Below are 14,145 nucleotides of genomic sequence, written 5' to 3' on the forward strand. Positions count from 1 at the left end.
GTCTCAGCCGTACTCGATCAGCTCGGCGCCGATCCGTGCCAACTCGCGGCGAAGCTCGGGCGGTGACAGCACTTCGACCGTTCGCCCCCACCCGGCCAACTGTTCGGCCAGTGCGACGATGAGGTGGGCCCTCACCTCGGCGATGGTGAAATCTGAGTCCTCGGTGACGACGGTGAAGTACCTGCCGAAGTGTGCGGAGAGGATCGAAACGGTCCAGTTCGGACAGCGGATCGTCGCCGTGACGGATGAGCGAAGCGCCTCCACCTCCTCGACATGCGCGGCCCAGTAGGAGGCGAGGTCGAAATCGAGATCAGTCGCCGAGGCAGTGATGTGTCCTGAAGTCATACCGCCGGGGGCATCGGCATTCGGTTCCACAGCCTCCGCCTCGGTGATGCGGTCAACGCGATAGGTCCGCACCGTGTCAGAGCGGGCGACGAGGTACCAGGTGCCGGCCTTCGCCACGAGGCCGAGCGGACTCGCAGCGTGCATGTCGGTGATTCCATTGCGCCCGGTGTACCTGAGCTTGAGGGTCTGGTGATGCACGAGCGCATTACGCAGGGTGTCGAGGAGTTCGTGTCCGTCGTCTGTTGGTGGCGCTTTTCCCCACGTGGTGTGGTCATAGTGGATTCTCGTGGCCAGTGTCTCGGCTTCGGCTCGCAGTGACTCGGGGAGGGCGCGGATGAGCTTGCGGGTGGCCACGCGGGTTTCTGGACCGGAGAGGCCCGCGGTGCCGAGCATCCAGAACAGGGCCCGTGCCTCGTGTCCGGAGAATCCGGTGAGGTTCGTCCTGGCACCGCCGATGAGCTGCCAGCCGCCGCCTCGACCGGGCTGAACATAGACAGGTACGCCGGCCGTGGACAGTGCCTCGAGATCGCGGCGAGCAGTGGCAATCGAAATCTCGAGCTCCTCAGCGACCTGGGCAGCGGTGACCTTCCCGCGGGTCTGCAGGAAGAGCAGCAGGGCAAAAAGTCGGTCTGCGCGCATAGAAGAAGTCTCTCACTAAAAGTGCTCACTTGATGATCACTTTGACTGTGAGACTCGGAGATATCGACCGCACCAGGCGGACGGAAACGCAGAGCGAAGGACAATGACATGAGCATTCTCAAAGGGCTGACCACGATGGTTCTCACCGCAGATGACGTCGACGCCGCGTCCGAGTGGTACGCGGATTTCCTCGGGCAGACTCCCTATTTCCACCAGCCGCCCGAGGGGCCGGCCGCCTATGTCGAGTTCCGGATAGGACCCGACGAAGACGAGCTGGGCATCATGGATCGTTCGTATGCGCCGGAGGGAACGGCCGCAGGGGGCAGTTCGGTCACGCATTGGCATGTCGAGGATGTGGAGAAGATCCTCACCGACCTGGTGAGCCGCGGTGCGACGGTGCACACGCCCCTCACGCCGCGAGGACCGGAGTTCGTGACCGCTGCGGTGATGGACCCGTTCGGCAATGTGCTCGGACTCATGTACAGCCCGCACTGGTCTGGCCAGCACTGATCGGACCAGCGAGGATCGGGACAGCACTGATCACGAAGTGAGAAGGAATGTGGCGCTGTGGGCGGACCCAGGCGTCGCGGTTGCGGAGCACCAGATACCCCAGCAGCAGCCCCGCCGCGGCCCAACCCAACAACACCAAGACCGCGGTCGGCTGGCGGGAGGCGCGGCCTTCCTCTCTCCGCGGTTGGCGCACCGCGTGATCGATCGGTTCCGTTCCGGGCCCCGACCCGATGCCGCGGCGCAGGAATCCATCGCGGCACTGTCCGCTCGAGAGCGCGATGTGCTTGCGCTGGTGGGAGCGGGAAGAGCGAACTCCGAGGTAGCGCGAGAGCTCTACCTCGCGGAAGGCACCGTCAAAGGCTACGTCAGCGCGATCCTGAGCAAACTCGGCGCCGCGAATCGAGTGCAGGCTGCAACCCTGGCCCACCATGCCGAGATTATCGCGGAGTGATCGTCGGGATGTCGAGATCGCCGTTCGGCGACGCAGACCCTCTGGACCAGGAGGTCGAGGCACCCGTGAATGTGGGCCCGCGTGCGATTCTGACTCAGAAATCGCACGCGGGCCCACAATGACGAGCTTCAGGAGCGTGAAACGCTCACCTGGAACTCAGAATCTTGGAACTCAGAATCTCACGATTCAGAAGCCTCCACCTCAGAAGCTGGGCAGGACCGATCCGTCGGACCACTTCTTCTCGATGAATTTCTTCACTTCGGGGGAGTGGAGGAGTTCGTCGAGCTTCTTGATGTTCTCATCGTCCTTGTTCTCCGTGCGCACGGCGAGGAAGTTGCCATAGGGGTTGTCCTCGGCCGATTCCAGGAGGATTCCGTCCTTGGCCGGGTTGAGGCCGGCTTCCAGGGCGTTGTTGCCGTTGATGACCGAGGCGTCGACGTCTTCGAGGGTGCGCGCCAGCTGAGCGGCGTCGGCCTCGACGAACTCGACCTTATTCGGGTTGCCCTCGACGTCGGAGAGCTTCGCATCGACCGCGTCGACACCGTCCTTGAGTGTGATGACCTTGGCCTCTTCGAGCATCTTCAGTGCACGGCCCTGGTTGGCAGGATCGTTGTTGATGCCGATCTTCGCACCCTTGGGCAGGTCCTTGACGTCCTTGATGTCGTTGGAGAACAGGGCGAAGGGTTCGAGGTTGATCGGGTCGAATGCGGTGAGCTCGTAGCCCTGGCCTTCGACCTCGGAGTCGAGGTAGGGCTTGTGCTGGAAGTAGTTGGCGTCGAGGTCGCCATCGGACAGGGCCTTGTTCGGCAGCGTGTAGTCCGTGTATTCGGTGACTTCGATGTCGAGGCCGGCATCCTCGGCGAGGTTCTCGTCGACGAACTTCAGGATGTCGCCCTGCGGCACCGGGGTGGCACCGACGGTGAGCTTGGTGATGTCGCCGTCCTTCTCGCCGACGGAATCAGTCCCGCCGCCGACGAGGCCGCAGCCCGAGAGCAACAGCGTCGCGCTCGCAGCGATGGCGATGAGCTTGGTCTGCATGGTTCTCCTTGAGTGATGTGCTTCGTTTCAGTGACGAGATTTCAGGTGATTCAGGTTCAGCGGTGGTCGACGGCGCGGGCGATGCGGTCGCCGATGAACTGGATGAGTGTGACGATGACGACGAGGACGATGATGCAGGCGATCATCGTGTCCGCCTGGTAGCGCTGATAGCCGTAGGAGATCGCCAACGCACCGAGTCCGCCTCCGCCCACGGCCCCGGCCATGGCCGTGTAGGACACCAGAGTCACCGAGGTGACCGTTGCGGCTCCGATCAGGCCGGGCTTCGCCTCGGGGACGTAGACCTGCCGGACCACCTGCCCGTTCGACGCCCCCATCATCAGTGCCGCCTCGACCTTCCCTTCCGAGACCTCACGCAGGGAGTTCTCGACGAGGCGGGCGTAGAAGGGGATCGCACCGATGGTCAGCGACACCACGGTCGCCTGCCAGCCCAAGGCTGAACCCACGACGAAGCGGGCGAAGGGGATGAGGGCGATGATGAGGATGATGAAGGGTATCGAGCGCGTGATGTCGACGATGATCGACAGCACTCGGTAGAGCACGGGACGCGCTTTGAGCCCGCCTTTTGAGCTGGTGAACAGCCAGATCCCCAGCGGCAGTCCGATGAGGACGGCCAGCCCGGTCGACCACAGGGTCATGAGCAGGGTCTCGATGGTGGCGGGCAGCATCTGCTGCGTGATCGCCGGGTTGTCGAACCATGTCGGATCGTTCATCAGGCTGCCACCTCCGCGTAGATTCCATCGGCTTCCAGGGCCGTGATGAGCTCCTTCGACGCAGCGGCAGAGCCGACCGTGAAGCGGATCCGACCGATCTGTCTGCCCTCGATGGTTTCGACGGCACCGGCGAGGATCGCGTCGGCACCGACTCCCACGGACTGGGCGCGGGTGAGGACATCCGGCAGGCTGGTGCCGGCCAGGGAGACTTCGACGAGTCGGGCAGCCCCGGGCTCGGAACCCTCAGTCGCACCCTTGTCATCGAGGCCGATGGGCGGAAGGGGGACGAGATCCTTGGCCAGGGTCGAGCCGGGCTCGGAGATCACCTCGGCGAGTTTGCCGGTCTTGGCCACGCGACCATCGGCCAGCAGAGTCACCGAGTCGCAGATCTCGCGGATGACGGACATCTCGTGGGTGATGATGAGGACGGTGATGCCCAGGCGATCGCGCAGGGAGCGGATGAGACCCAAAATCTGGTCCGTGGTCGTGGCATCCAGCGCCGAGGTGGGCTCATCGCACAGCAGAACCTTGGGTTCGGCAGCCAGTGCCCGGGCAATGCCCACGCGCTGCTTCTGTCCGCCGGAGAGCTGAGAGGGGTAGTTGTCGGCCCGGTCGCCGAGGCCGACGATCTCGAGCAGCTCACGGGCCTTGGCCAGACGTTCGGCCTTGGATACGCCCGCGATCTGCAAGGGGTGGGCCACATTGTGCAGGGCGGTGCGCGAGTCGAGGAGGTTCACGTGCTGGAAGACCATGCCGATGCTGCGGCGGGCCTCGAGCAGTCCCGAACCGGACTGATCGGTGATGTCCACCTCGTCGATAGAGACAGTGCCTGAGCTCGGGCGTTCGAGTCCGGTCAGACACCGGATGAGCGTGGATTTGCCGGCACCGGAGCGGCCGACGATGCCATGGATCTCTCCGGCGGGGACCGACAGATCGATCTCCTCCAGAGCGACGGTGTCTCCGAACACCTTCCGCAGACTGCGCAGCTCGATCACAGGCGTCTCCTCTTGTGGGTGGGATGGGGGGGAATGGCGACATGAACCTACGGTTCAGCAATGCCGATGATTCAGCATGCCAAGGAGGCCGCTCTGTCTCGGGCACCGGCGTCATAAAAAGACTCACAACCGGCAGGTCGTGACCAAGGACACGCGGTTTCTGTGTGGTGGGCCACCTCGGCGGGATCGGCGGCCCACCTCGGCGGGATCGGTGGACAACCTCGGCGGGGAAGTGACGGGAGTGTGAACACTGGCGGAAGCTGGGGGAAAGCAGCGGCGCAGTTCGCGTTCTCGTAACCTCACCGTCACTTCGCGCCCGTATCCCTGAGTAGCTAAGGCTCATGGCCGCCTGCTGTCTCGGCACTGCGGTCTGGCGAGGACGACGATAGGAATACCGCATGCTCGAGGACACCACCAGGATCGCTGCGATCGTCCCCTGCCACAATGAGGAGATCACGGTGGCGACGGTGGTCAACGACCTGAAGAAGGCCGTCCCCGGGATCACCGTCTACGTCTACGACAACTGCTCCACCGACCTGACTTCGCAGAGAGCCGCCGAGGCGGGCGCGATCGTTCGCAAGGAGAACTCACCGGGCAAGGGCAACGTCGTCAGGCGTGCCTTCGCCGATATCGAGGCCGACATCTACGTGATGATCGACGGCGATGACACCTACGAGGCCTCCCACCTTCCCGAGATGATCGAAACTCTGGTCTCCGGGCCGTATGACCATGTGCTCGGGGTGCGCCAGGACAATCAGGAGTCCACCTCCTACCGGCCCGGCCACGAAGCCGGGAACATGATGTTCAATCGGCTCACCGGGTGGCTGTTCCAATCCCAGGTCACCGACATGCTCTCCGGCTACAGGGTGTTCTCCCGCAGGTTCGTGAAGTCGTTCCCCGCGATCAGCAAGCGCTTCGAGATCGAGACGGAGCTGACCGTGCACATGATGTCGCTGCGTCTGCCCAGCACCGAGGTGCCCATCGACTTCCGTGACCGTCCCGACGGCAGCGAGTCCAAACTCTCGACGTTCAAGGACGGGTTCCGCATCCTCGGCCTCATCTCCGCACTGGTCAGACACGAGCGGCCGAGGCTGTTCTACGGTGTCATCACCACGATCCTGGCCGCGTTGTCTCTGCTGTTCGGGTTGCCCGTGGTCTGGGAGTTCTGGCAGACCGGACTGGTGCCCAGGTTCCCGACGGCTATCCTTGCCGCTGCCCTCATGGGACTGGCCTTCCTGCTCGGCAGTGTGGGACTGACCCTGGACGGTCTGCGCCGCGCCAGGCGGGAGACTTCGCGGTTGGCCTACCTGGGGTTACCGGCGGTCAGTGTGCCTGAAGCCAGCACCTCAGAACTTGACCTGCCGCGTCAAACACTTCGACAGTCTCCAGCAACGAGGACCTCGCTCGCCTCATGACAGCACCGAAACCAACGAAGCTGCGAGGCTTCCTCGCCTCGGCGCTTGCCTGGGATGTCTTCCTCGCGCTGCTGACACTCGTGCCCTCCCTGGTCTTCACCGCGCTCTTCTTCCCGGGGCGGGCCAATGTCGACATCGGCAACCAGTACGCCCAAGCCACGGGTGACATCCCGTTCTCCGACTGGCACCCACCCGTCATGAGCGCCGTGTGGCGAGTTCTCATCAGCATCACCGGTGCAGCCGGAAGCCTGTTCGTCCTGCAGGTCGTCATCCTCGCGCTCGCCTGCTGGGCCCTCGGCGTGATCGTGCACCGGTGGGGAGCACCTCGGTGGGTGTCGCTGCTCGGGCCGGCGATCATGGCCACCCCGTGGGTGGTGTCGCAGATGACGACGATGTGGAAGGACACGCAGATGGCTGTGGCCATGCTGCTGGCCGTGGTTCTCCTCATCATCACCCGTTTCATCCCGAAGACGTGGCTGCTCTGGATTCCGGCTCTGGTGCTCCTCGTGTATGCGTTCGGGCTGCGGAAGAACGCCATCTTCGCCATCGTCCCGATCGCCGTCTATATCGGATACGTGATGGTCAAGCGGTTGCGCAGCAGTCGACGCTTCGCCACGTTCGCAGGAGGGGCCGGTGCTCGGGTGGGCGCTCGGCTCGCCGCACGGCGAGGGGCGGCCACGGCAGTGGCCTCGCTGCTCGTCCTCGTCGTCCTGGGCGCGGGCCTCAAGGCCACGGATGCGGCCATCGAATCGCAGGAGGACGTGGCGGCCACCGGCCAGATCTCGCAGATCTTCCTCGATGACGTCATGTTCTCCGTGCCCAACGGCGATCTCCAGGCTTCGGACGCCCCAGCCGAGCTCAAGGACAAGATACGCACCGCCCGCGACAAATGCCTGAAGAAGGGCGAGATCTGGGACGCCTACTGGAACTGCTATGGCAAGGGGGCAACAGGGAAAGATTTCGAACCGATCGCCCACCAGGATGAGCTGAAGGACCTGTGGTTGAGCGAGGTCATCACCCACCCGCTCCGTTACGTCGAGTACCGATCCGCCGTATTCTCCTTCTACTTCTTCTCTTCGGCCCTCGAGTATTGGCCCGCCGAGTGGCACTTCGACGCGGCTAAGGCCGGTCTCAAGCAGGGGGGCGTCAAGGCCGACTACATCGTCAAGCCCTATGTCGAGGACTTCGCACTCGACACGTTCCCGATGCTGTTCAAACCCTGGTTCTGGACCCTTCTCGCAGGTCTCCTCCTGGTCTTCGCATACCGCGCTCGAGTCCGGCATTCGACGTCGGTGAAGACTGCCGGGCCACGGACCTTCTGGCCCGAGATCACGATGCTGTCCACCTCGGCGCTGTTCTATGTGTTCGGATACTTTCCGATCGTCCCGTCGAACCATTTCCGATACACGTTCTGGCCGGCGCTCGCCGTGACCACCGCACTGCTGTTCGTCCTCGCGATGTGGCGGACTCGGCGAGGCCCGGCAGTCCGGCGAGCACCTGCAGCCACGGACGCTTCGGACCCGGGGAAGACCCCGTGATCGCCGGGCACGCCGCGATCGGGGGCATTCAGCGAGTCCGAAACCTGGCCGATTAGACTCGGTGACTGTAATGAAGGAGTCATTGTCGGACCGTGTGCGGCGCCTCGCAGCGGAAGCGTTCAAGTTTCTCACTGTCGGTGGTTTGGGATATATCGTCGACGTGGGACTCTCCAACGTCCTCGCCTACGGCCTGGGATCGATCCCCGCCCTGCTCGAGGGCAGCCCGATCAAGGCCAAGATCGTCTCCACCATCATCTCGATGGCCGTCGTATGGATGGGCAACAGGCTCTGGACCTACGGGGACCGGACGACCGGTTCGAATCTGCGCGGCATCTCACTGTTCATTGCCGTCAACATGGCCGGAATGATCATCACCGTCATCCCACTGGGCGTGACCTGGTACCTGCTCGACATGCGTGACCAGCTGACCTACAACATTTCGACGAACATCATCGGCGTCGGCCTGGCCATGATCTTCCGCTTCTACGCCTACCGGACCTGGGTATTCAAGGAAACAACGCCGGCCGCCGAGGTGGTCGTGGAGATGGACGAACCGAGCACCGTTCCCGACGACCGGGACTGAGGCTCCCGTGCTGATTTCACCGACACATCGTTGCTTGCGGGACTGACAGCGAACTGAGGGAAATTGTGATGAGCGAAAAGGCGATGACCGTCGACGACTATCTTGATGGTGTTGATCCGGCGTTCCGAACGGAGCTGCAGCGGATTCGTGCGCTCGTGACCGAGCTCGTGCCGAGTGTTGAAGAATCGATGAGCTACCGCATGCCGACCCTGAAGTACAAAGATCGTGCATTGGTGTACTTCACTGCCTCGAAGAAGCACATGAGCCTGTTCCCCTCGTCGTGGGCGATCGAAGAGTTCAATGACCGACTGGAAGATTACAAGACCACTGTGCACGCGATTCAGTTCACCTTGGACAAGCCGCTGCCCGCCGACCTGATCGAGGATCTCGTTCTCTTCCATAAGCGCCAGATCGATGAGGACCGGCGATGATCAAGTCCTGCAGGGCCGACGACTCCAGGGCCGACGACTGCGGAACCCGGAGGCCGTCACCATGAAATTCACCGTCTCGATGGAGATCGCGCGTCCACGGGAGAGGGTCATCCAGCACGATATCACCTCGGGCCAGGGCATCCATTTCGGGCGTGAGATCGTCGCGACCGGCATGTGGAGCGCCGCGCATGAGCAGCTTTCTGAAGGTGGCCCGGAGAGCACCCACTGGGTAGGCCCGAGCGGACAGCGGCATGAACACGGCAGTGATCACCAACGGCCAGGCGATGGCTGCCACAATCCCGTAGTCGGCTAGCCACCCCATCTCGAGCAGGGTGGGGTCAGCTGTGTGTGTGGGGGGGGGGGGGGGGGGGGGAAGTACCAAGCGGTGACCAGCCACCAAGCGATCTACGAATACGGGCTCGATACCATCATCCTCGGTGTGGAGACTCAGTTGCAGAATCGTGCCTGAAGCCTGCCGCGCTGGTGCCATCGATACAACGGTGGAGCTCCCATACCGCTGGGCACGCACCCGAGTCTCGAAGCTCCGCCGTCGTATCGACGCGCAGTGGCCAGGTAGCCCCGCGCGAGGTGGTCCCGTCAGCGCACCGCACGCAGTTTTCGGTAGGCGCGGACGACTGGACTCGGGGCCAAGGTGCGCAGCTCGGCGCGGATGAGCAGACGCTTCTGCTTCCACACGGCGCTGCGCCGGTTGGGCAGCTGGCATGCTCGGGCACGCGTGGCCAGCAGCTCCAGATGGTGACGGAGTCTTCCGTCATCGGAATGGAAGTAGTTCTGAGCCAACCACGCCGAGGTGGGAAATCCGATGGCCCCGGCCGCAACCTCGGCGAGGGTGCCGGTGGCACCGGAATCGGCAAAGGCTTCGTTGAGCAGATCTCTGTCGTAGCCGAAGTCGGAGATCAGCAGGGTGGGAATGCCCCGGTCGAAGGACTCCAGAGCGGCCGTCGATGACACGGTGACCAGAGCGGCACCTGGCACGAGGAACTCATCGAGGGGGCCATAGCCGAGTCCGATGCGCTCTGCCCCAGGCATACCCTGTGCGCGCAGGGAGTTGAGGATGTCGACGTAGGAGTGCTGTTCGTGATGAGTTTCGTGTTCACCGGGCCTCGAGCGCATCTTGATGACCGCGCTCGAGTCGGTGTGACGGGAGGCGAACTCGGCGAGGGCGCGAATGATCGCCTCGCGATCTTCCAGTGACTCAGGCACCTTGGCCTGCGGAGCGAACACCAGCGTTTGAGGGATCTCAGTGTGCGAGAGAGGCTCGGAATCAGCAGCAGTGATGGGGGCGGCAGCCGCGGCGGCACGCTGGGGCACTCCGGCCGACCGCAGCATGGGCAGGCGGGCCAGGTAGATCTCGCAGGGCACCCGAGTGAGCGCGCTGACCTCGGTGTATTGGGCCACCTCGGCGAAGGAATGGGTGATGAACGCATCCATCAGACGGCGATAGTTCATGCCTTTGGTGCTGGCTGGTAGCCCCATGCCGGGCAGGCCAGAGATCAGTGCCGGGCGGTGCTCGTGCATGTGCGCGGTGAGGAAGAGCTGGGCGACGATCGGGCCGGTGGCGGCGCCGAGGACGATGTCGGCGTGATGGTCGGCGATGATGCGGGCCAGGTCGGTGCGGGTCACGACGGGTATGGTGCGGCCGGCCCAGGCAGTGCCGGCGATGGCATGGGTGATCTGCTCATCGGTGGGCAGGATCGGGTTGTCGATGAGGTAGACGTGGGCCTCGATGCCGGGCAGGGAACTCAGCAGCTGGGTCGCCCATTTGAGGTAGGACTCGCTGTCGGAGATGGAGACGAGTCGGATTGGTGCGTCTGAGCGCGATGGTGGTTCAGGTATCGACATCTGCCTTGACCGATTGGGCGTTGAGGGACTTACGCAGACTATCGGCTGAGGCACCGGTCCACCATTCTGCCGGAATCTCGGTGACGGAGATCGTCACGTCCGGGTTCAGTGTTGCAAGGGAGATCGCTGCGGTGCTGGGCAGGCTGCGGATGGTGGAGTTCGGCGGCAGGTTGACCAGGCGCAGCTCGATCGGCAGACCGACATGCTTGATGCGCACCCGCTCGTCACGGCTGAGCTCGGCGAGGAACTCGTCGGTCTCGCGGCGGTGTGGGTAGTAGGTGATCGGACCGTTGGCCATCAGTCCCTCGAGCCAGGCACGGTAGGCATCTGCGTGGATGAGCCCGTCGGCGACCAGGGCCGAACCGATGACAGGGTTGTCCCGCGGGTGGCTGCCGCCGGTGGGCAGGGTCTGCAGGTGCTCGAACTTGTGGCGGGTGATCTCCGCACCTGTTTTGAGGAAGGCCTTGCGCCTGGCCTTCGACACCGGCAGTGCGGTGTGCCAGCGCAGTCTCCCGACCGGTGCCAGCCCGCGCAGACGGTCCGCGACATGTGCGGACATGATCGCGCGGGAGGCCTTGAGCTTCTGCCGCGGACGCACAAGGGGCCCACGTCTGGCGGTGAGGATGTCGATGGTCGAATAGGTGGCCAGACCGTCATCGAGGATGACGACCTCGGGCATGCGACGCTCCAGGTAGGCCAGCGCGAGGGCCTTGTGGACCTGCCCGGAGCAGGCGTCGCCGATGTAGATGCGATCGAAGTTCTGTCTGCGCAGGATTCCGGGCTTGGCTCCGACACGTTCGAGGGTGATGTTCTCCGGCAGCCATGCGGAGTCGAAGGCGTCGAGGAACGAGGTCATGCCCTTCGCGTTGGCGCGGGCGCGTATCAGCAGGTCCTCAGCGGGGTCGTGGGCCTCGAGTGCGGAGAGGAACTGCAGAGGAGATTCGACGAAGGCGATCGAAGCGAACAGAATCTTCTTCGCCTTCTTCGTCTTCTGTGCGGGGGCTTGGGCATCCTGCGTGATAGTCATGGTGACCTCGTCTTCCTTCGGGTCTGACTTGTTCTCAGCTGACTTCTGCTTATCCGACTGCTTCTCGCTCTGTTTCTTCTTCGGGTCCTTCTTCTTGGGGTCCTTCTTCGTCGAACCCTTCTTGGACATCATCGGTCCGGCTCCGATCTGAGCTTCACACTCAGCTTCGAGTTCAGTGTCGACTTCACCTTCGGGACGAGCTTCGGGGCGTCGATGGAGATCCCGTAGGTCTTCAGGGTGTGCTGAGCGCGCTTCGCCTGACTGCGCAGACGTCGTTTGGCCGAGCTCAGCCCCTTGCGATGCGGTGGAACCTCCAGCTGTCCGGGCAGGTCCAGCTTCGACAGTCGCTTGCGTTTGAAGTACTTCATGTCCACACCGCCGACGGCCGATTCGAGGAACTCGATCGCGTTGTCCCGCAGGTAGGAAGCGGTCTCTGACTGCATGCAGTAGGTGACGGCGTCGATGAGCGGGCCCAGGTCCTTCAGGGAATATCCGCCCGAGTGCAGGGCATCGACGATCGTCAGCGGGATCCGGTTGCTGTTCTGGTACGGGGCCAAGACCTGCAGCATCATCGAGGTGCCGATCGCGGCCGCGGCGGTCCCGAAGAGGGCGCGAGCCGTCGCGAGTCCCGTCGAATAGCAGGAAACGACGAGCTGCGGTCGAGTGGTGGCGATGACGATCTCGGCCAGCAGGGGAACGTCGGCGAGGACGAATTCCAGTCCGAGTTCGTGGCTGCGCTGGCGCAATGGTTCGATCGTCGTCCGCGCCGAGGTGGGGTGGGGTTTGAAGATGACCGTGGAGAGTCCGCGAGCCTTGACCTCATCGATCATCTGCAGGTGCAGATCCAGCTCTTCCTCGGCGGTGATGAGGTCGATCTGAGCGAGGTACTGGCCGAGGACGATGGCAGCGTCGGGGATCGGATCGGCGAGATCCGCCGCTGCTAACTCCGGAGTCACCTCGGCGGCCATGTCCTCGATGACCGACTTCAGATCCGCGGCCGGCAGGACCACACGATCGGGGGAGTGTTCGGCGAGCTGGCGTGGGGTGATGCCCGGCAGAAGATCCGTGTAGTAGATCGTCGACAGCCGCTGGTACTGGGGCAGGGACAGCGGATTGCGGATCGGGCCGTAGCTCATCAGCCCATCGGAGTGGACTGAGATCCTCGCCGTGGTGAAGATCTGGGTGAGGACACCTGCCGGATGACCGGGCAGGGACTCGACGATGAGATCGATGGGCTCGTCATCGGCAATCGCCCATCCCGAGCGCAGCGAGCGCTGCATGAGCGGGGCACGTTCGCCGGAGATGCCGAAGGCCTTCGGATGGTTGGGCCAGATGGTGGCGTTCCAGTCGATGATGAGATCGAAATGGGTCAGCAGGCCGGCCGAGCCGGGCATGTCATCGGCGGTCGGCGTCAGCTCGGGGGCGAAGGAGTTGTTGGCGATGACGAGGATCCGTCGCTCCTTCGCCTCACCGAGGTGTCCGGCGCGGATCAGGGCAACGATGTTCGCGAGCTGGTACTGGGTGGAGATCTGGATGATCTGGGTCATCAGCGGGCCCTCCTGACGATCGACTCGATCACGGGCAGTCGGTGCTCCCCGTAGTTGTGCAGGGCCTGGTCGATGATGTCGTTGTCGACGCCCTGCAAGGTGTTCACTGCACCCACGTTGAGCTTCGACCTGACCTCGTGGTTCATCGAGGAGCCGCGGTTGTGGATCTGGAAATAGAGGATGGAGAGGAAGTTGCGGACGGCCTTGCATTCGAAGCGACGGAACTCCGGCTTCTCCTCGAGCATCGCGAACACGGAGCGGAAGGCGGGGATGAAGTCGAGCTGGCGTTCGTCGAAGATCGCCGTCAACGAGGTGGCGCTGCCCTTGCGATAGCACAGGCCGGCGGTGTCGACGACGGCGAAGCTGTCGGTCTCGAGGTGGTGGCGCCAGGTCCAGGGGCGATCCTCGCAGGTGCGCAGGGCCGGGTTGAACTCGAGCAGGCCCCGCTGCGCCATGGACCGGGAGTAGATGCCGGTCCAGCACTCGGGGAAGTCGACCATCGTCGAGGCGTCGTGGGGGAGGATGAAGTCGCGGGGGTTGAGTGCCGTGTTGTGGGTGAAGCAGGGGGCGTTGCGGAGTTTGCGGTTGAAACCGTTGACGATGAGGTAGTTGGTCTTGACGAAGTCCACGCCCAGTCCGGTGATCGAATCCGTCAGGGACCGCAGATGGCCCGGCGCGTACCAGTCGTCGCCGTCGAGGTACGTGATGGTCGCACCGGCGGAGGCTTCCAACGCGGTGTTGCGTGCTGTGGAGACCCCGCGTGACTCCGCGTTGTGGATGGTCACGAGGTTGAGCCGGTCGCCGAATTCGGCGATGACTCCCGCGGTGTCATCGGTGGACCCGTCGTTGACGACGATGACTTCCAGCTCGTCACGGGTGAAGCGCTGGTTGACCAGGCTCTTCAGGCTCCCGCCGATCGTCTCCTCGGCGTTCTTCGCAGCGATGATGACACTGACGACTGGGACTGTCATTGGGTCCTTTCGCGGTGGTGCTCTTCTGTTATGGAGTTTGTCGCGTGCGCTGGTGCATGCA

15 protein-coding genes are annotated in these 14,145 nt (G+C 63.6%); 7 read left to right on the forward strand and 8 right to left on the reverse strand.

What is annotated here, in order from left to right:
* Nucleotides 1-3: 3 nt before the first annotated feature.
* Complete coding sequence (locus JFC13_RS09095; protein WP_198396764.1) at nucleotides 4-984, reverse strand: helix-turn-helix transcriptional regulator; 981 nt, start codon at nucleotides 982-984, stop codon at nucleotides 4-6.
* Nucleotides 985-1,092: 108 nt separating this feature from the next.
* On the opposite strand from JFC13_RS09095, the gene JFC13_RS09100 reads away from it, so the two are divergent.
* Nucleotides 1,093-1,494 carry a VOC family protein gene (locus tag JFC13_RS09100; protein ID WP_198396765.1) on the forward strand — a complete coding sequence of 134 codons (402 nt, stop codon included), beginning with the start codon at nucleotides 1,093-1,095 and terminating at the stop codon, nucleotides 1,492-1,494.
* A 37-nt stretch (nucleotides 1,495-1,531) separates the two neighbouring features.
* The gene (locus JFC13_RS09105; RefSeq protein ID WP_198396766.1) at nucleotides 1,532-1,945 is read left to right on the forward strand and encodes a helix-turn-helix transcriptional regulator; all 414 of its coding nucleotides are present in this window, start codon (nucleotides 1,532-1,534) and stop codon (nucleotides 1,943-1,945) included.
* A gap of 201 nt (nucleotides 1,946-2,146) precedes the next feature.
* Here JFC13_RS09105 and JFC13_RS09110 read toward each other — a convergent pair whose 3' ends face one another.
* Genes JFC13_RS09110 through JFC13_RS09120 form a run of 3 tightly spaced genes read right to left on the reverse strand, consistent with a single transcriptional unit; the run spans nucleotide 2,147 to nucleotide 4,709 of the window.
* Complete coding sequence (locus JFC13_RS09110; protein ID WP_198396767.1) at nucleotides 2,147-2,983, reverse strand: MetQ/NlpA family ABC transporter substrate-binding protein; 837 nt, start codon at nucleotides 2,981-2,983, stop codon at nucleotides 2,147-2,149.
* A 56-nt stretch (nucleotides 2,984-3,039) separates the two neighbouring features.
* Nucleotides 3,040-3,714, reverse strand: a complete 675-nt coding sequence (locus tag JFC13_RS09115; RefSeq protein WP_198396768.1) for a methionine ABC transporter permease — start codon at nucleotides 3,712-3,714, stop codon at nucleotides 3,040-3,042.
* Nucleotides 3,714-4,709 (reverse strand): methionine ABC transporter ATP-binding protein, encoded by a 996-nt coding sequence (locus tag JFC13_RS09120; protein WP_198396769.1) that lies wholly within the window; start codon nucleotides 4,707-4,709, stop codon nucleotides 3,714-3,716. The genes JFC13_RS09115 and JFC13_RS09120 overlap by 1 nt, the downstream gene beginning before the upstream one ends.
* Before the next feature lie 398 nt (nucleotides 4,710-5,107).
* On the opposite strand from JFC13_RS09120, the gene JFC13_RS09125 reads away from it, so the two are divergent.
* The 5 genes from JFC13_RS09125 to JFC13_RS09145 all read left to right on the forward strand — a co-directional run bounded on the left by JFC13_RS09125 (nucleotide 5,108) and on the right by JFC13_RS09145 (nucleotide 8,989).
* Nucleotides 5,108-6,124, forward strand: a complete 1,017-nt coding sequence (locus JFC13_RS09125) for a glycosyltransferase (RefSeq protein WP_232488394.1) — start codon at nucleotides 5,108-5,110, stop codon at nucleotides 6,122-6,124.
* Nucleotides 6,121-7,662, forward strand: a complete 1,542-nt coding sequence (locus JFC13_RS09130; RefSeq protein WP_198396770.1) for a hypothetical protein — start codon at nucleotides 6,121-6,123, stop codon at nucleotides 7,660-7,662. The genes JFC13_RS09125 and JFC13_RS09130 overlap by 4 nt, the downstream gene beginning before the upstream one ends.
* A 70-nt stretch (nucleotides 7,663-7,732) precedes the next feature.
* Nucleotides 7,733-8,245: a GtrA family protein gene (locus tag JFC13_RS09135; RefSeq protein ID WP_198396771.1), complete on the forward strand. Its 513-nt coding sequence runs from the start codon at nucleotides 7,733-7,735 to the stop codon at nucleotides 8,243-8,245.
* Nucleotides 8,246-8,313: 68 nt separating this feature from the next.
* Nucleotides 8,314-8,676, forward strand: a complete 363-nt coding sequence (locus JFC13_RS09140; protein WP_198396772.1) for an iron chaperone — start codon at nucleotides 8,314-8,316, stop codon at nucleotides 8,674-8,676.
* Between the two features lie 61 nt (nucleotides 8,677-8,737).
* On the forward strand, nucleotides 8,738-8,989 hold the full coding sequence (locus JFC13_RS09145; protein ID WP_198396773.1) for a hypothetical protein: 252 nt from the start codon (nucleotides 8,738-8,740) through the stop codon (nucleotides 8,987-8,989).
* Between the two features lie 284 nt (nucleotides 8,990-9,273).
* On the opposite strand, the gene JFC13_RS09150 is transcribed toward JFC13_RS09145, so the two are convergent.
* From JFC13_RS09150 to JFC13_RS09165, 4 genes are read right to left on the reverse strand one after another with little or no spacing between them, the layout of a single operon-like run.
* Entirely contained in the window at nucleotides 9,274-10,539 is a 1,266-nt protein-coding gene (locus JFC13_RS09150) for a DUF6716 putative glycosyltransferase (RefSeq protein ID WP_232488395.1), read from the reverse strand.
* Nucleotides 10,526-11,698, reverse strand: a complete 1,173-nt coding sequence (locus JFC13_RS09155; RefSeq protein ID WP_232488396.1) for a hypothetical protein — start codon at nucleotides 11,696-11,698, stop codon at nucleotides 10,526-10,528. Before JFC13_RS09155 ends, JFC13_RS09150 begins: the two co-directional genes overlap by 14 nt.
* Complete coding sequence (locus JFC13_RS09160) at nucleotides 11,695-13,113, reverse strand: polysialyltransferase family glycosyltransferase (RefSeq protein ID WP_198396774.1); 1,419 nt, start codon at nucleotides 13,111-13,113, stop codon at nucleotides 11,695-11,697. Before JFC13_RS09160 ends, JFC13_RS09155 begins: the two co-directional genes overlap by 4 nt.
* Entirely contained in the window at nucleotides 13,113-14,084 is a 972-nt protein-coding gene (locus JFC13_RS09165; protein WP_198396775.1) for a glycosyltransferase family 2 protein, read from the reverse strand. Before JFC13_RS09165 ends, JFC13_RS09160 begins: the two co-directional genes overlap by 1 nt.
* Nucleotides 14,085-14,145: the final 61 nt, after the last annotated feature.

Origin of the sequence: Brevibacterium antiquum (genome assembly GCF_016107655.1) — a bacterium.
In the GTDB taxonomy this organism is placed as follows: Bacteria; Actinomycetota; Actinomycetes; order Actinomycetales; family Brevibacteriaceae; genus Brevibacterium; species Brevibacterium antiquum.